We start from the raw sequence: 13,088 nt of genomic DNA on the forward strand, positions 1-13,088 counted from the left end.
TATGGACAGGAATGTCGCTGCCGCTATCTTTCTTGGGGCAAATTGAGTTGAAAACAATTTCATATGATTATTGACCTAAGGGTTTTGGTAAATTGCCGGCATATTTATAGAGCTGAGCCTCGTATTCATTCAAGATCTGAGCAAAAGCTTCTTGCTGACCTAACACTAGAGCCTCGGGCGTATTGTCTTTGAGAGCAACGCGCTTGGTGTAACGATTTGCACCAATCAAGGGGTTTATTTTTCCTGCACTAGTGGCGCTTAGGAAAAACTCAACGCTAACCACAGCTTCTGGCTGGTTTCGATAGTCGCCATAAAACTCTTCAACCGTTGCTTGTAAGTAATAGTAAGGGAAGAAACTATTACTTTGCCCTACTGTCGCAGAGAAAATATTTGCCTTGTTCAACCATTGACGCTCAGCATTTCCAATCATTTCAGCGGGAATGGTGGTGTACACGTTATAAAAATCTTTTTCGTAACGTTGATCGCCCGTACGGTAAACCAAAGATCTGCCATCAAAAGGCGGCGTCACTGAGACAGAACCCATCTTTAGCCAGACATCTGTACGAGCAGTTCGTGGCGCAGCAGTTCTTTCTGGGGACACCATCCAAGTGGTAGGACCCACCGGTGGCCTAGTAGGCAAGGAACAAGATACCAGCCCTAAGAGAGCAAAGGAAAATAGAATGCGCTTGATCATTTCTTCGCTCCAGACTGACCAGCTGCGCCATTAGGTGGGGTAATTTTTTGCGGTGGATCGCTCCAAATGAGGCTTGATGGTGATTGACTTGCAATGCGGCTAAATTCATTTAAATTCTCGCTAGCTTGCTTAATGTTTTCCATCGTCAATACAGTGTCACCCTGAACACTAGTAATGGTTTGACGCAGGGAAGTAGTTGCCGCCGCCAATTCACGCATCAAGACACCAATCTCCTCCTTGTCAGTTGCCTTAGCAATGCGCGCCATGATGACATTTAACTGTTTGACAGATTCAATTACACCTTCGTTGTCTTTGCCATTACCGGCCATCAATACATTGAGATTGCCCAACAATGCATCCAATTTTTTCTGGGTGCCATCGATATTAATATCATTGAGTGCGCCGATGAGCTTTTGAATACCAGAAATAATTTCATCAGCCTGGTTGGGCATGGAAGGAATTACTGGGTACTCAGGCGTCCATGAAAAAGGGAGTATCTGCGTATCCGCTGTACTGGAAACAAAATCAAACTCAATGTAATTCACCCCCGTAATACCCATCGATTTAACACGAGCCCGTAAATGATTTTTTACAAACTCACTAATTTGCTCAGCATTTACCTTATCGCCAAAAATTTGCATCCTGACAACAACATACTGGCGTCGCTCATGAAAAGGTAAATCCCTTTCGTAAATATCCCCTGATAAGCCGATCGAAGTTACCTGACCGATCTTGACCCCACGGAATCGAACGGCAGCACCAGCATCCAATCCAGTAACGGATTGTTTGATGTAAGTCTCAACCATGAAGGATTTTTGGAAGAATTTGCCTCCACCAAAAATGAGAATCACAGCAATCAGTACACCAATTGCTGCGAGCACAAAAGCGCCTAAGCGAAAATAATTGGGATTTGCGTTATTGCTCATGCTGCGTCCTTGCTCATAATACGATTGAAGAATTGATGCACCCGCGGATCTTTACTGGTATCGCGCAGCACTTTAGGATCACCCTCAGCAATGATCCCTTTAGCACCCTTATCCAGCATGATCACCTTGTCAGCAATCGCATAGATACTAGCCAGCTCATGGGATACGATGACAAAGGTGATGCCCAAGTTTTTGGATAAATCCTGGATCGTGCTATCGAGATCAGCAGAGGTGATTGGATCTAGGCCAGCAGATGGCTCATCTAAGAATAAAATTTTTGGATCCAGCGCCATCGCCCTAGCGATCGCCGCCCGCTTTTGCATGCCCCCACTAATTTCACTGGGCATGTAAGACTCATAAGGCAATAGACCGACTAAGTCGAGCTTACAGCGAGCCAATAAATCCATTTGAGCTTGTGTTAGCTGGGTATATTCCTGCATAAACAAAGTAACGTTATCGAGCAGATTCATTGAGCCGAACAAGGCGCCTTGTTGGTACATCACGCCAAAACTGGTCATGATGTTCTGGCGTTCCGCCCCAAGTGCGGTAGTGATGTTTTGACCTTCAATAAGAACATCGCCAGCTAGGGGCTGATAAAGACCAAATAAGTTTTTTAATAAACTGGACTTACCACAACCTGAACCACCTAGAATTACGAAAATTTCACCATAGTTCACTGTGAAATTCAGGTTCTGCATGAGAACGTTGGAGCCATAACCCACAGTGAGGTTTTGAACATCAATCGCGAATTCAGATTTATTCGGAGATTTTTGTGGCGTATCCATCAGAAACCTGTCTTATAGGAAATGAAGGCAAAAATACCGTCGACCAGCACAATCAAAACAATACTACTGACTACGGCTCGGGTTGCTGAAATACCAACTGCGGCTGCACCATTACCAGTTTGCATACCACGTAGACAACCAACTGCTGAAACAACAACACCAAAAAGCGTTGCTTTAATTAAACCGGAGCCAATATCTTCGATATCTACTGCGGAGAGCATGCCGTTGTAGAAATTAACAAAAGGGATGCCATAAATCAACATCGTCAGCATTGAGGAAAAAATACTGACGATATCGGCGAATAAAGTCAAAATAGGCGCAACCAAAATACCCGCTAAAACACGAGGCACAACCAAAAAACGAATCGGGCTTAGGCCACCAGAAACCAGCGCGTCTACCTCGCTATTGACAGTCATCGTGCCGATCTCGGCGGCAAATGCTGCAGAGGATCGCCCTGCTAACAAAATAGCCGTAATCAACGGGCCCATTTCTCGGACAATACCTAAGGCTGCCAGCGGGCCTACAAAAGATACGGCGCCAAACTGCTGCATACCAATAGCCGCCTGGAAAGATAGAATGACGCCAATCAAGAACGATACCAGTCCAACGATTGGTAATGCTGCAATACCCGCTTGTACCGCGGCGTTAACGAAATCTCCCCAACGTACTTGATTGGGGTAACGAACAGACCAAGCCAAATCCGCTGCAAGATGGCCGGTAAAGGTAATTAAGCCAACAGCATCATCAATTAAATTCTGAGCTGCCATTCCTGTGCTGACCACAAAACTTCTTTTAGGTTTTACAACAGGAACAGGAAATAAATTACTGATTGGATTGAATTCATTTAATAAAGGCTCATAGCGAGCATCTAAACCAACAACATCAAACTTTGCACCAGCAGTTGTTTGTGCCTCTTCAAGCCCAATCAGAAAAGCGATACCAGCGCCATCTAGAAAAGTAACTTTGGATACATCAAACAATAGCGACTTACTTTTGCTATCACCCTGCTTTAGCCAAGCATCTTGCGAGTCGCGAATTTGGGTCCAAACACCACCCAAGGAGTAGACGTTGACATTACCGCTCACCTGTACTTTCGCGTTATTGGCATCAGTCTGTGACCAAACCGCCACTGGGGGGTCTGAAACAGGGGAAATGGCTTGAGAATTGCTCATAGACAAACTATAAGGGATCTATGTGAAAGTTATATAAAACGCCATAAAAAAGAAAAGGGCCCAGTTTTTCAACTAGGCCCTTTGATAAGGTGGTGCGGCTGGCAGGAATTGAACCCACGACCCCTTGGTTCGTAGCCAAGTACTCTATCCAGCTGAGCTACAGCCGCAACAGCCATAATTATGCCATGGAAGAGAAGAACTACATCACACCGGCTGGTCACGAGCGCATCAAGAATGAGCTCCTACAGCTCCTAAACCTTGATAGACCCGAGGTTGTCAAGGTTGTCCACTGGGCCGCCAGCAATGGAGACCGATCAGAAAATGGGGACTATATCTACGGAAAAAAGCGTCTTAGAGAGATTGATAGACGGATCCGCTTCCTCAATAAACGCCTAGAATTTGCCGTGGTTGTCGATAATGCCGCCCGAAAATCAGGCGAAAGTGACTCCGATCAGGTGTTCTTTGGGGCTACTGTGACCTACTCTGCCCTTGAGGGGCCACAAGCCAATCAAAAGACTGGGATCACCATAGTCGGTGTTGATGAGGTTGATTTAGATAAGGGTCACGTCAGTTGGGTGTCGCCCATAGCAAAAGCCTTAATCAAATCTCGAATTGGGGATTGTGTCTTTATCCATACTCCAACTGGTCCTGCAGAAATTGAAATCTTAGATGTTCAATACCTTTAGGGCTCGGTTACCTAAGTTGCTCTACTAAGTTGCTCTAATAACCCTAGGTAGCCCGAGTACGAGTAACTCGCATGACATCAGGATTGGTGCGCAGGCTGCGCATTACTTTTGAGAGATGCAGACGATCGTAAACCTGGATCGTAAAGCGAATCGTTACAGAATCTTCTTTGAAGCGATCTTCCATGGACACATTCATGATGTTGGAATCTGCAGCGGTAACACTACTTGCCACTCTGGCCAATACACCCTTACCTTGTCGTGTATCAATTGCTAGGTCTAACTCAAACTCGCGATTTAGCTCTTTGCCCCACTCCACTTCAACCCATTTATCGCTATCTTTAGAAAGCATGCGTAATGCTATCGGGCAATCGTTTGTATGGACTTGGAGGCCCTCGCCTTTACCGAGATAGCCAATGATATTATCGCCCGGTATAGGGTGGCAGCAAGTTTGGAAATGAATGGAGTTGCCTTCACGGCCATCCACCAATATGGCTTGACGCTGGTGATGATGAATTTCTTGATTAGGCGCAACCCAATCAGCAACGCCTAAGCGCATTTGCTCATCACCGCCCTCATCATCAATCAAAATTTTGAGACGAATAGCTAACTCTTGCGGAGAGCGCCTACCTAATGCGATATTGACGCAAGCCTCTTCACGCGTTTTATCGCCCGTCCAGTGCAGGAGCTTTTCCCAAATCTCTGGGCTTAACAAAGCAGCATCCACACCTTGCTGACGTAAAGCATTTGCCAAAAGACGCTCGCCCAATTGAAGTGATTCTGAATAGTGCTTTGTCTTAAGGGAATGTCTTATCGATGCACGCGCTTTACCAGTACGAACAAATGCTAACCAGCCTGGATTTGGCTGTGAGCTTGCCGAAGTAATCACCTCAACAATATCGCTATTCTTTAGCTCGCTACGTAAGGGTAGTTGTAGACCGTTAATCTTTACGGCTACACACGTATTACCCAGATCACTATGGATGGAGTAAGCAAAATCAAGCGCGGTTGCACCTCTTGGTAGCGCTCTAATCTGACCAGTTGGCGTAAATACATAAACGGCATCTGGGAACAAATCAATTTTGACGTGCTCTAAAAATTCTTGAGAGTCACCACTGCTGTCTTGAATATCAATTAAAGACTGCAACCATTGATGAGCTCGATTTTGTACCTCACTCATATCGGGTGAGCCGTCTTTATAAGCCCAGTGCGCAGCAACACCTGCTTCAGCGACCGCATGCATTTCAGTTGTTCGAATCTGAAACTCTACCGGGACTCCAGATGGTCCCAACAAGGTTGTGTGCAAGGATTGATAGCCATTTAATTTAGGAATCGCAATGTAATCCTTAAATTTGCCAGGCATCGGTTTATACAAAGAATGCAAAATGCCAAGGGCGCGATAGCACTCGTCAATCGAAGGTACTGTTACCCGGAATGCGTAAACGTCCAATACTTGTGAAAAACTCAAATTCTTGGAACGCATCTTGCTATAGATACTAAAGAGTGTCTTTTCTCTGCCACGTAAATCAACCTCTAAATTGGCCTTAGCAAATGCCATACGAGAGGCTTGCAGAATCTTTTCAACCATCTCCTTACGGTTGCCCCGCGCCCGCTTTACAGCGCCTTCAATGACCCTAAAACGCATGGGCATGGAATAACGGAAGCTCAGATCCTGAAGATCGCGGTAAATCACATTTAAACCCAGTCGATGCGCAATGGGTGCGTAGATTTCGATGGTTTCAGCTGCGACACGACGACGTTTCTCCATCGGCACCGCATCAAGGGTGCGCATATTGTGGGTACGATCTGCCAACTTCACCAAGATGACGCGGACATCACGCGCCATGGCCATAAACATTTTGCGAAAGCTCTCTGCTTGAGCCTCGGCATGACTTTGAAACTCTAACTTATCGAGCTTGGTTAAACCTTCAACCAACTCCGCCACTTTATTGCCGAACTTTTCTACTAGATCTGCTTTTGTACAGCCAGTATCTTCAATCACATCATGCATCAGAGCGGCCATGATCGATGGCGCATCTAAACGCCAGGTTGCACAAAGCTCAGCCACAGCAACTGGATGGGTAATGTAGGGTTCGCCGCTATGTCGGTATTGCCCTAGATGGGCGGCATCTGAAAACTGAAATGCCTTTTTAACTTGTGTGATCTCTTCAGGCTTGAGATAAGAAAGCTTTGATAGCAATCCATCAATAGAAACGACTTGATGTTTTAAAGGAAGACTAGGTGCGGATGTAGGGCCAAATAAATGACGACTCGATTGAGCCAATAAACTGGCAATGATCGATTTTTTACCGCTTTGATTTGGAGCGTCGGAGTCTGTGTCCAACAGCTGTGCTTGATCTAAACCAAGCGAAGCATCTTTAGGCGAGATGCTTCCAACTTTTTCCGATGTTTTAACTATTCCTAAAGGGAGCTCCACACCGGAACTCCTTAATTACAGAGGTACTTTGGTCAACATGTCACGGTCAGTCACACCAGCAGCTACTTCACGCAAAGCAACTACAGTAGCTTTATCTCTAGACTCAACACGTGGGGAGTGACCTTGTACTAATTGGCGAGCACGATACGTCGCAGCCAAAACCAATTCGAAACGATTTGGGATAGTTTTAAGGCAATCTTCTACAGTAATACGGGCCATGCTGAACTCACTTAATTTAGCTTCAATACCTATAGGATAACTGATTAGACCCCGAGGCGCTTTAAAAGTGCTGGGTTTCTAGCCATACTGGGGCCGGAACGTAGGCGACTTGAAGACAAAATATGCTTCAAATCGACTAATGCCTGATCAAAAGAATCATTCACTACGATGTAATCGGCTTCGTGGGCGTGCATGAGTTCCACATGAGCGGCTGCCAGGCGGCGCTGGATAGTTGCCTCATCATCCTGGCCGCGCTTTCGAAGACGCTCTTCTAAGGCCTCAATTGAGGGCGGGAAGATAAAGATCCACTGCACGGAGGGAATTAATTTGCGAATTTGTTGGGCGCCCTGCCAATCAATCTCCAACATGACATCGCTTCCTGCCTGCATTTGAGATTCAATCCAAGGCTTTGAGGTGCCGTAAAAATGGCCATGAACTTCTGCCCACTCCAAAAAATGACCCTGATCACGCTCTTGTAGAAAATCTTCTTTTGTCAGAAAGCGGTAATCCTTGCCATCCACTTCACCAGGCCTTGGTGCACGCGTGGTTGTTGATAACGATAATTTGAGTCCAGCATCCTCTTTTAACAAGGCATTCACTAATGAGGATTTTCCTGCACCTGAAGGCGCAACAATCATCAACATACTGCCTTGATAAGATGGTGTCAGATTAGCGTTAGTCATAAATCAATTGTTAAATTACTCGAGGTTTTGAACTTGTTCACGCATTTGCTCAATGAACAACTTGAGCTCTAAGGCTGCTTGTGTGCATTCTTCCGATACAGACTTCGAACTCAAGGTGTTCGCCTCGCGATTGAGCTCCTGCATCAGAAAATCCAAACGCTTGCCTACCGGGCCTTTGCCAGCAAGTGCTGTATCTACCGCCTGTAAGTGTGTCTTGAGACGAGCGAACTCTTCTGCCACATCAATCCGCACCGCGTACAAGACAACCTCTTGACGGATGCGCTCCATCAGCTCAGCGCCCGCCTTGGCTTGTTCTTGAGCAGCCAATGCTTCTGATAAACGCTCAGTGAGCTTTTCTTGATACTGAGCTACATATTCAGGAACTTTGGGCTCGATGACTTTAACAATGTCACGCATCTTGCCTGTAATGCTGGTGAGTACGCCAACCAAAGCTTTGCCTTCAGCATGACGACTCTCCATCAGCGCTGCTAAGGCTGCGCGTCCAGCTTCGACTGTGGCAGTAATCCAGCTGTCTTCCTCGCCACGCGGCTCAGAGACTACGCCAGGCCAGCGTAAAACTTCAGCAATACTCAATTCTTGTGCTTTTGGAAAAGATTCTTGAGCTTTTTCTTGAAGGGTGTAGAGCGCGTCGAGGCAATCGTGATTGATAGCCCCCAAAGCGTGGGGGTTGCTTTTAGCGGCTCCAGCAGCAGCGCTATTGACCCTCCATGCCGCCCTAAACTCAACCTTGCCCCGAGAAAGGCCTTGGGTAGCCATCTCTCGTAAGGCAGGCTCAGCCCCACGGCACTCGTCCGGTAGACGAAATCCCAGATCCAGAAAGCGGCTATTGACAGCCCGACATTCCACTTGCAGATCAGCAACCACACCCGCTCCTAAGGAGACTTGGCGAGAAGCGCTGCCATAACCAGTCATGCTCGATATCATATGGATATTGTAGATTCATTATTGACACATAGACTAATTGCAGATCATCCCTGCAGCCAAACCCATAGGACCTGATTTCATGAGCACAGCAAACCCAGCTAATATTGCCCGCCCGAGTGGCCGCAAGCCAGGTGATTTACGACCCGTCACCATCTCTAGGGCCTTTACTAAACATGCTGAAGGATCTGTTTTGATTGCTTTTGGGGACACCAAGGTTTTGTGTACCGCCAGCATCCTAGAAAAGGTTCCTCCTCATAAAAAGGGTTCAGGCGAAGGTTGGGTTACTGCCGAATACGGCATGCTACCCCGCTCTACCCATACCCGAAGCGATCGTGAAGCAGCTCGCGGTAAACAATCCGGTCGTACTCAAGAAATTCAACGCCTCATTGGACGCGCTATGCGCAGCGTCTTTGATTTAAAAGTGTTGGGCGAAAGAACTATTCACCTGGATTGCGACGTACTACAAGCGGATGGTGGCACACGTACCGCATCGATCACTGGCGCCTATGTTGCCGCTCAAGATGCAGTGAATCAACTTCTGAAAAGTGGCGTCCTGAGTAAAGATCCGATCATTGACAGTGTGGCTGCTATTTCAGTTGGTATTTACCAAGGCACCCCTGTTCTCGACTTGGATTACCCAGAAGACTCTTCATGCGATACCGATATGAATGTCGTTATGACTGGTAAAGGCGGAATGATAGAAGTTCAAGGCACAGCTGAAGGTACGCCGTTTTCGAGAGCTGAATTGAGCGCGCTCTTGGACTTGGCCGAGCAAGGGATTCAAGAATTGACTCAGCTGCAAACTGACTCGCTACAGTAATTGCCCAATTTACAAAACAATCCAATGCAAAAGCTCGTTCTCGCATCTAACAATGCCGGCAAAGTAAAAGAATTTCAGGCACTTTTAGCCCCTCTGAATTTTCAAATTATTCCGCAAGGCGAGTTAGGTATTCCTTCAGCAGAAGAGCCTCATCACACCTTTGTAGAAAATGCCTTGGCTAAGGCGCGTCACGCTAGCGCCGCATCTGGCTTGCCTGCCTTAGCCGATGACTCCGGAATTTGCGTGCACGCTTTAAACGGGATGCCGGGAGTGATATCTGCTCGTTATGCAGGTGATCATTGTGATGATGCTGCGAATAATCTCAAACTGATTGATGCATTACGAAATCATCCAGATCGAGGCGCGCATTATGTTTGCGCCTTAGTTTTTGTCAACAGCGCCAATGATCCGGAACCGATCATTGTGCAAACCCGTTGGTACGGTCAAATTGTTGAACTCGCTGCAGGTACGAATGGCTTTGGCTACGATCCCCATTTCTTTTTGCCCGATCAAAATCTCACTGCAGCTCAATTAGAGCCTGCTCAAAAGAATTTAATCAGTCACCGCGGTCAAGCCTTGCGGGAACTGATTACCCAACTCAAATCTCGTGCTTAGTTCAAATCCCAACAAAGTCAGCCTTACTGCATTGCCACCCCTGGCTTTGTATATCCATTTTCCTTGGTGCGAAAAGAAATGCCCCTATTGCGATTTCAACTCTCATCAAATTAAAGAGGGCATGAATAAAGCAGGCTTTGATGAAGCGCGTTATATCAAAGCACTCATTGCCGACTTAGAAACAGAATTACCGAATATATGGGGTCGCCAGGTCCATAGTATTTTTATCGGTGGAGGGACACCCAGTCTTCTCTCGGCTGAGGGTATGGATCAACTGCTCTGCGCCATTCGCGCTCGCGTTAACTTAGAGCCTGATGCTGAAATCACCATGGAGGCCAATCCTGGATCTGTTGAAGCCGAAAAGTTGGCAGGTTTTGCTAAAGCCGGTATTAACCGCGTCTCACTTGGCATTCAGAGCTTTCAAGATGAACAACTGAAAGCATTGGGACGGATTCACAATGGTGCAGAAGCGAAACGCGCAATTGAGATTGCGATGCAGCACTTCAAATCAGTAAATTTAGACCTAATGTATGGCCTACCCAAGCAAAGCCTTGAAGCCGCTAAAGCAGATGTAGAGATGGCACTGTCGTTTAAAACGCCCCACCTCTCTTTTTACAACCTGACCTTAGAGCCCAATACCTATTTCGCAAACTTTCCACCGCAATTGCCTAGCGATGATGAAGTAGATGCCATCTTTGAACAGAATGTAGATTTGCTCTTGAAGGCGGGTTACAAACGTTATGAGGTTTCTGCTTATGCGCAGAAAAATCAAGAGTGCAAACACAATCTGAATTACTGGCGCTTTGGTGATTACATTGGAATTGGTGCGGGGGCTCATGGCAAGGTTTCTTATCCAGATCGAATTACTCGCCAAGTACGTGAACGCCATCCAGATGCCTATATGCAGGCGATGGAATCCAAGGGCAACGCCTTAATTGAATCGAAGGTGATTGAACCCAAGGATCTGCCTTTTGAATTTATGCTCAACACCTTAAGACTGACTGATGGGGTCGCGACCAATACCTTTAGCGAACGTACCGGCCTGCCTTTGAGTGTGATTAGTCAGAGCTTAGCCCAGGCTTGTGATAAAAAATTGCTTGATGAGAATCCTAGTCAACTAAAAGCCACTCCATTAGGAATGCGCTACCTCAATAATCTACAAGAGCTGTTTTTGGATTAAATTGTTTGATGCGTTTGATGTGTTTGATACGCTTGATGTTTGGGATTAACTACCAATCCAAAGCGGAGGCTGCCCTTGCAAGAATGAAGCAACTCCATTCTTAAAGTCTTTGCTGCCATACGTTTCACTGATGAGATCATGACAGTCAGGCAACTGATTCTTGATTAATCTTGCCAGCACCAACTTACTCGATTTTTGGGTAATGGGGGCTAATTTACTAAGTCTTTCTGCGAGATTGTCTGCCTCTTTAGCCAACTGCTCCTGCTCATAGCAAGCCAAAAGATATCCTTGTTTAAGCAATTCTGAAGCAGAAATCATCTCAGCTAAAAGTAGCATGCGTTTAACAATATTGATATTGAGATGAGCAACCAGCCACGCAATATTTGACGCTGATAAACAATTTCCCAAAGTTTTAGCAATGGGCACTCCAAACTTGGCATCCGGAGTGGAGATCCGAAAGTCGCAGCAACTGGCAATTGCTAAACCACCGCCTACTGCCATGCCATCGATGACTGCGATGGTTGGTATTGGAAGAGTGGCTAATGGGCTTAAATAATCATCGATACCTTGTTCATACCGAACCCCATCTTGCCCATCCTGAAAGAGAGCAAACTGAGCTATATCACTGCCAGATACAAACGATCTGCCACCTGCACCTCTGAATATTGCTACACGCACACTAGAATTTTGGGCAAGCTCAAGACAAATAGACTGAAGACGTTGATACATTCCAACGGTCATTGCATTGCGCGCAGCGACATGATCAAAGGTAATGTGGGCAACATTGCCGCGTATCTCTAAAACGACTTGCGCAATATTGCTCTTCTCACCTTGATCATCTTGACCACTGACCTGCTGAACCATATGAAATTTATTCAGCCTTAATATTTAAGCTCTTTACTAAACGCTGGTATTTTGCCAGTTCGCCAGCCAAGAACAAGCTAAAGGCTGCCGGTGTTGCGGGCCCTTCCGGCTGTAAGCCTTGAGCATCTAATGTTTTCTTAATTTGTGGATCAGCCATGGCTGCTTTAACAGCCAGATCAATCTTATTAACAACAGCTGGGTCCATCCCTTTTGGCCCCATCACTGAATACCAGTTAGTAACATCAAAGCCGGTGATACCTACTTCACTAAATGTTGGTACGTTTGGAAGAATGGATAAGCGTTTTGGTGTTGAAATAGCCAATGCTTTTAGACTTCCTTCTTTAATTTGCTGCAGGTTGGGCGGCAAGGTATCGAAGTTCATCGTAATTTGTCCGCCTAGCAAATCAATAATGGCCTGACCACTTCCCTTATAAGGAACATGGTTGAGCTGGATACCAGCTATCTTGGCAAATAAAGCGCCTGCTAAATGTTGAGTGCTGCCAATGCCAGAAGATCCGTAAGTCATCTGCCCTGGATTTGCTTTAGCAAGAGAAATGAGTTGCGCCACTGAGTTCACAGGCAATGAAGCCTTCACTACCAAAACGTTCGGAACGTATCCCAAATAAGTAATTGGTGTGAAATCCGTTGCAGGATTGTAGGGAACGTTAGTTAATACAAAGGGTGCAATCGCATTGGAATTAGAATGTCCAACCAGCAATGTATAGCCATCAGGATTTGCTTTGGCAATTTGATCTGCTGCAATCGTGCCGGCCGCTCCAGATTTATTCTCCACAATGACGCTTTGACCGAGAATCTCACCCATCTTCGGAGCAATTGCACGGGCCACAATATCTGTACCACCACCAGGTGCAAAACCCACAATCAATCGAATCGGTTTGGTTGGGAAGGCTTGTTGTCCAAGAGCTAAAAATGGGGTCGTGGCCAGCGTGATCGCAAGCAAACTACGAACAGCCCACTGAGGCGTTTTAAGCAACATAAAGTCTCCAAAATTATTTTTATTGTGTTTGATACTATTAGAAGGTAATTCTAAACATATAAGAACAA

14 protein-coding genes and 1 tRNA gene are annotated in these 13,088 nt (G+C 46.1%); 4 read left to right on the forward strand and 11 right to left on the reverse strand.

The window, feature by feature from the left end; genetic code table 11:
* Positions 1-67: 67 nt before the first annotated feature.
* The 5 genes from ICN33_RS10005 to ICN33_RS10025 all read right to left on the reverse strand — a co-directional run bounded on the left by ICN33_RS10005 (position 68) and on the right by ICN33_RS10025 (position 3,744).
* Complete coding sequence (locus ICN33_RS10005; protein WP_216196423.1) at positions 68-694, reverse strand: membrane integrity-associated transporter subunit PqiC; 627 nt, start codon at positions 692-694, stop codon at positions 68-70.
* Positions 691-1,620 carry an MlaD family protein gene (locus tag ICN33_RS10010; RefSeq protein ID WP_216196424.1) on the reverse strand — a complete coding sequence of 310 codons (930 nt, stop codon included), beginning with the start codon at positions 1,618-1,620 and terminating at the stop codon, positions 691-693. The genes ICN33_RS10005 and ICN33_RS10010 overlap by 4 nt, the downstream gene beginning before the upstream one ends.
* The gene (locus ICN33_RS10015) at positions 1,617-2,405 is read right to left on the reverse strand and encodes an ABC transporter ATP-binding protein (RefSeq protein WP_216196425.1); all 789 of its coding nucleotides are present in this window, start codon (positions 2,403-2,405) and stop codon (positions 1,617-1,619) included. The genes ICN33_RS10010 and ICN33_RS10015 overlap by 4 nt, the downstream gene beginning before the upstream one ends.
* The gene (locus ICN33_RS10020) at positions 2,405-3,577 is read right to left on the reverse strand and encodes an ABC transporter permease (RefSeq protein WP_216196426.1); all 1,173 of its coding nucleotides are present in this window, start codon (positions 3,575-3,577) and stop codon (positions 2,405-2,407) included. Before ICN33_RS10020 ends, ICN33_RS10015 begins: the two co-directional genes overlap by 1 nt.
* Positions 3,578-3,667: 90 nt before the next feature.
* A tRNA-Arg gene (locus tag ICN33_RS10025) sits at positions 3,668-3,744 on the reverse strand.
* 18 nt (positions 3,745-3,762) lie between these two features.
* Between ICN33_RS10025 and greB the strand changes: the two genes are divergently transcribed.
* Positions 3,763-4,263, forward strand: a complete 501-nt coding sequence (gene greB, locus ICN33_RS10030; RefSeq protein WP_216196427.1) for a transcription elongation factor GreB — start codon at positions 3,763-3,765, stop codon at positions 4,261-4,263.
* Positions 4,264-4,306: 43 nt separating this feature from the next.
* On the opposite strand, the gene ICN33_RS10035 is transcribed toward greB, so the two are convergent.
* Genes ICN33_RS10035 through ICN33_RS10050 form a run of 4 tightly spaced genes read right to left on the reverse strand, consistent with a single transcriptional unit; the run spans position 4,307 to position 8,544 of the window.
* Positions 4,307-6,697 carry a RelA/SpoT family protein gene (locus ICN33_RS10035; RefSeq protein WP_216196428.1) on the reverse strand — a complete coding sequence of 797 codons (2,391 nt, stop codon included), beginning with the start codon at positions 6,695-6,697 and terminating at the stop codon, positions 4,307-4,309.
* 15 nt (positions 6,698-6,712) lie between these two features.
* Complete coding sequence (gene rpoZ, locus ICN33_RS10040; protein ID WP_011902918.1) at positions 6,713-6,916, reverse strand: DNA-directed RNA polymerase subunit omega; 204 nt, start codon at positions 6,914-6,916, stop codon at positions 6,713-6,715.
* A 44-nt stretch (positions 6,917-6,960) separates the two neighbouring features.
* Positions 6,961-7,599, reverse strand: coding sequence for a guanylate kinase (gene gmk / locus ICN33_RS10045; RefSeq protein ID WP_216196429.1), 639 nt, complete (start codon positions 7,597-7,599; stop codon positions 6,961-6,963).
* 15 nt (positions 7,600-7,614) lie between these two features.
* Positions 7,615-8,544, reverse strand: coding sequence for a YicC/YloC family endoribonuclease (locus ICN33_RS10050; RefSeq protein WP_216196430.1), 930 nt, complete (start codon positions 8,542-8,544; stop codon positions 7,615-7,617).
* Positions 8,545-8,623: 79 nt separating this feature from the next.
* Between ICN33_RS10050 and rph the strand changes: the two genes are divergently transcribed.
* The 3 genes from rph to hemW are packed head-to-tail and all read left to right on the forward strand — an operon-like array spanning position 8,624 to position 11,159.
* Entirely contained in the window at positions 8,624-9,364 is a 741-nt protein-coding gene (gene rph / locus ICN33_RS10055) for a ribonuclease PH (protein WP_216196431.1), read from the forward strand.
* 24 nt (positions 9,365-9,388) lie between these two features.
* A complete protein-coding gene (rdgB, locus tag ICN33_RS10060; protein ID WP_216196432.1) occupies positions 9,389-9,979 on the forward strand; it encodes an RdgB/HAM1 family non-canonical purine NTP pyrophosphatase in 591 nt (196 codons plus the stop codon).
* Complete coding sequence (gene hemW / locus ICN33_RS10065; RefSeq protein WP_216196433.1) at positions 9,972-11,159, forward strand: radical SAM family heme chaperone HemW; 1,188 nt, start codon at positions 9,972-9,974, stop codon at positions 11,157-11,159. The genes rdgB and hemW overlap by 8 nt, the downstream gene beginning before the upstream one ends.
* A 45-nt stretch (positions 11,160-11,204) precedes the next feature.
* On the opposite strand, the gene ICN33_RS10070 is transcribed toward hemW, so the two are convergent.
* Together ICN33_RS10070 and ICN33_RS10075 are read right to left on the reverse strand one after the other, a co-directional pair.
* Complete coding sequence (locus ICN33_RS10070) at positions 11,205-12,023, reverse strand: enoyl-CoA hydratase/isomerase family protein (RefSeq protein WP_216196434.1); 819 nt, start codon at positions 12,021-12,023, stop codon at positions 11,205-11,207.
* A gap of 7 nt (positions 12,024-12,030) precedes the next feature.
* Entirely contained in the window at positions 12,031-13,020 is a 990-nt protein-coding gene (locus ICN33_RS10075) for a tripartite tricarboxylate transporter substrate binding protein (protein WP_216196435.1), read from the reverse strand.
* Positions 13,021-13,088: the final 68 nt, after the last annotated feature.

The sequence above is a fragment of the Polynucleobacter sp. UB-Tiil-W10 genome, from assembly GCF_018881605.1.
Taxonomy (GTDB): Bacteria; Pseudomonadota; Gammaproteobacteria; order Burkholderiales; family Burkholderiaceae; genus Polynucleobacter.